This window comes from Hydrogenophaga sp. L310 (genome assembly GCF_055703065.1).
In genome coordinates this window covers 738,656-741,227 of record NZ_JBVPZA010000001.1, presented here as the reverse complement: position 1 = coordinate 741,227, position 2,572 = coordinate 738,656, and the positions used below count along the sequence as shown (strand labels likewise).

Sequence of the window (2,572 nt, the reverse complement as noted above, 5' to 3'; positions counted from 1 at the left end):
AACAGTTGTTTCATTGCTTGATTCCTTGCGGTTTAACCTTTGACGCCGGTGAGCGTCACACCTTCGATGAAGCGCTTTTGCGCGACGACGAACAACAGCACCAGCGGCGCCGTGATCAGCACCGTGCCGGCCATCAGCGGACCGAACGCGCTGCCTGCTTCCTCATTGCGGAAGAACATGGTTCCCAACGGCGGCGTCGCCAGATGGGGTGAATTGATGACCAGCAGTGGCCAGAAGTAGTCGTTCCAATGCCAGACCACCGAGAAGATCGAGAACGCCAGCAAGGCAGGCATGGCCGTGGGCAGCATCACGCGCCAGACGATCTCCAACTCACCCATGCCGTCGAGCCGCGCGGCGTGGATCAGGTCGTCGGGCACGGTGCGAAAGAACTGCCGCATCAGGAAGATGCCGAACGCGGACACGCTGAAAGGCAGGATGAGCGCGGCCATCGAGTCGAGCAGACCGGCGTGATACAGCATTACGTAGAGGGGGATGGCCGTGGCTTGGTATGGCACCATGAGCGCCAGCATCACCAGGCGCCAAGCCCACGGCTTGCCACGGAACGACAGCTTGGCGAAGGCGTAGGCGGCAGGCAGTGCCACCAGGATCTGCAACACCAGGATGCCCGCGCAGACGAGCACGCCATTCCACAGGTAGCGCAGCAAGGGGACCTTGGTTAGCGCGAGGGTGTAGTTCTCCACTGCAGCAAAGCGCGTCGGAAAAAGATGAATCTCGCTGCCGAAGATTTCGTCGGCAGGCTTGAGCGAGGTCAGCACCATCCAGATGAACGGCATCAGGAAGACCAGGGCCACGACCATCAGCACCACGTGGCGAAGAATCCGAAAGGAAGGGGAAAGACGTTTCATGCGTAGTGCGTCCTGCGCTCCAGCGCGGCGTGCTGGATCTGGGTCAAGAGGAAGATGCCGGCGATGAAGACCACCGTCATGGCGCTGGCGTAACCCATGCGGAAGAAGCTGAACCCCTCCGCATAGATGGTGTGCAGCAGCACTTCGGTGGCCTTGTTCGGCCCGCCCTTGGTGAGCACGTGAACGGTGTCGAAGACTTGCAGGGCGCGGATGGCGCAGACAGTGATGACGAACAAGGTGGTAGGGCCCAGCAACGGCCAGGTGACGAAGCGGAATCGATCGAAGGGGCGCTCGATGCCGTCGAGTTCCGCCGCATCGCGCACGTCGCGGGGGATTCCTTGCAGCCCGGCCAGGAAGAACACCAGGGCAAGCCCCGACATCTGCCAGATGCCGATCGCGGCGAGCGAGTACAGCGCGAGGTGGCGGTCGTTGAGCCAGTTCTGGGGTGCGACGCCGACCTGCTGGAGCAGGTGATTGACGAGCCCGGCGCTCGGATGCAGCAGGAACTCCCACACGAACGCCATTGCGATCAGCGTCGATGCGACCGGCATGAAAAAGGCTGTGCGGTAGAAGCCGCGTCCCGATCGATCGGATTCGATCAACAAGGCGAGGCTCAGGCCCAGCGTGATCGATCCCCCGGTGACCAGGACGAGGTAGACAAGGGTGTTGGCCACAGACTTGCGGAACACCGCGTCCGACCAGAGTTCGGCGTAGTTCTGCAGGCCGACCCAGTTCAGGGTGGTGGCGCCGAACTGCCAATCGGTCAGCGACATCAGAAATACGGCAAGGACGGGTATGAACAGCAGAAGCGTCGCAAGAAGGCCCGCGGGCGCGAGAAGTGAAACGGTGGAAAGAGGATGGGCGCGCATGCTCGGCTTTCAGGCCACTCGCTTCAGGGTGTCGCATCGACCGATCGACATGCGCTGGCCGCCGGCGTCGAAGACATGCAGGGCTTCCCACGGGACCGTGACCTCGAACTCGGCCCCTGCGTGCGCTGCCGTGCCAGCCGGGAGGCAGACGATGCAGGCTTCCCCCTGGCTCGGCAGGGTCAGAGTGGCCATCAATTCGGCACCCGCGTATTCCACATGGCCGACCACGCCGCGCACGGTGAGGCCATGCGCCTTGGCCAAGGTGACCGCCTGAGGCCGGAAGGCGACATGGCAGGGCCCACTGTTCACCGCGGTATTCGCGATGCGTTGCGCCAGGCAATGGATCTCGCCGTTGGCGCGGATCTCGCCCGGCACGACGTTGATCCGCGGTGCGCCGACGAATCGAGCCACCTCGAGGCTTTGTGGCCGCATGTACAGATCTTCGGGTGGCGCCACCTGAAGGATGCGGCCTTCGCGCATGACCGCCACACGGTCCGACATGGACATGGCTTCGTGCTGATCGTGCGTGACGTAGATGAACGTCACGCCCAACTGGTCGTGAAGCTGCCGGATCTCGGCACGCAGCGCATGGCGAAGGTTGGCGTCCAGATTAGAAAGGGGCTCGTCGAACAGGAACACGGAGGGGTGGCGAACCATCGCGCGCGCCAGGGCGACGCGTTGGCGCTGGCCGCCCGACAGGTGCGCCGGCTTACGATCGAGTAACCCGTCGATGGCGAGTCGCCGGGCCACTTCATGTGCGCTGGCATGGATGTCGGCGAGCCGGCGGCGCACCCCGGGGGATACCAGGCGTGCCCCCGGCAGGCGACCCCAGAACCC

General features: G+C 63.7%; 3 protein-coding genes. All 3 read right to left on the bottom strand.

Features of this window, described 5'->3' with window-relative positions; genetic code table 11:
* Positions 1–32: 32 nt before the first annotated feature.
* A complete protein-coding gene (locus AC0GNO_RS03640) occupies positions 33–818 on the bottom strand; it encodes a carbohydrate ABC transporter permease (RefSeq protein ID WP_199731507.1) in 786 nt (261 codons plus the stop codon).
* Between the two features lie 44 nt (positions 819–862).
* A complete protein-coding gene (locus tag AC0GNO_RS03635; protein ID WP_333907634.1) occupies positions 863–1,735 on the bottom strand; it encodes a carbohydrate ABC transporter permease in 873 nt (290 codons plus the stop codon).
* A gap of 9 nt (positions 1,736–1,744) precedes the next feature.
* Positions 1,745–2,572: ABC transporter ATP-binding protein (locus tag AC0GNO_RS03630; protein ID WP_472902974.1), on the bottom strand; the 828-nt coding region annotated here is incomplete at its 5' end.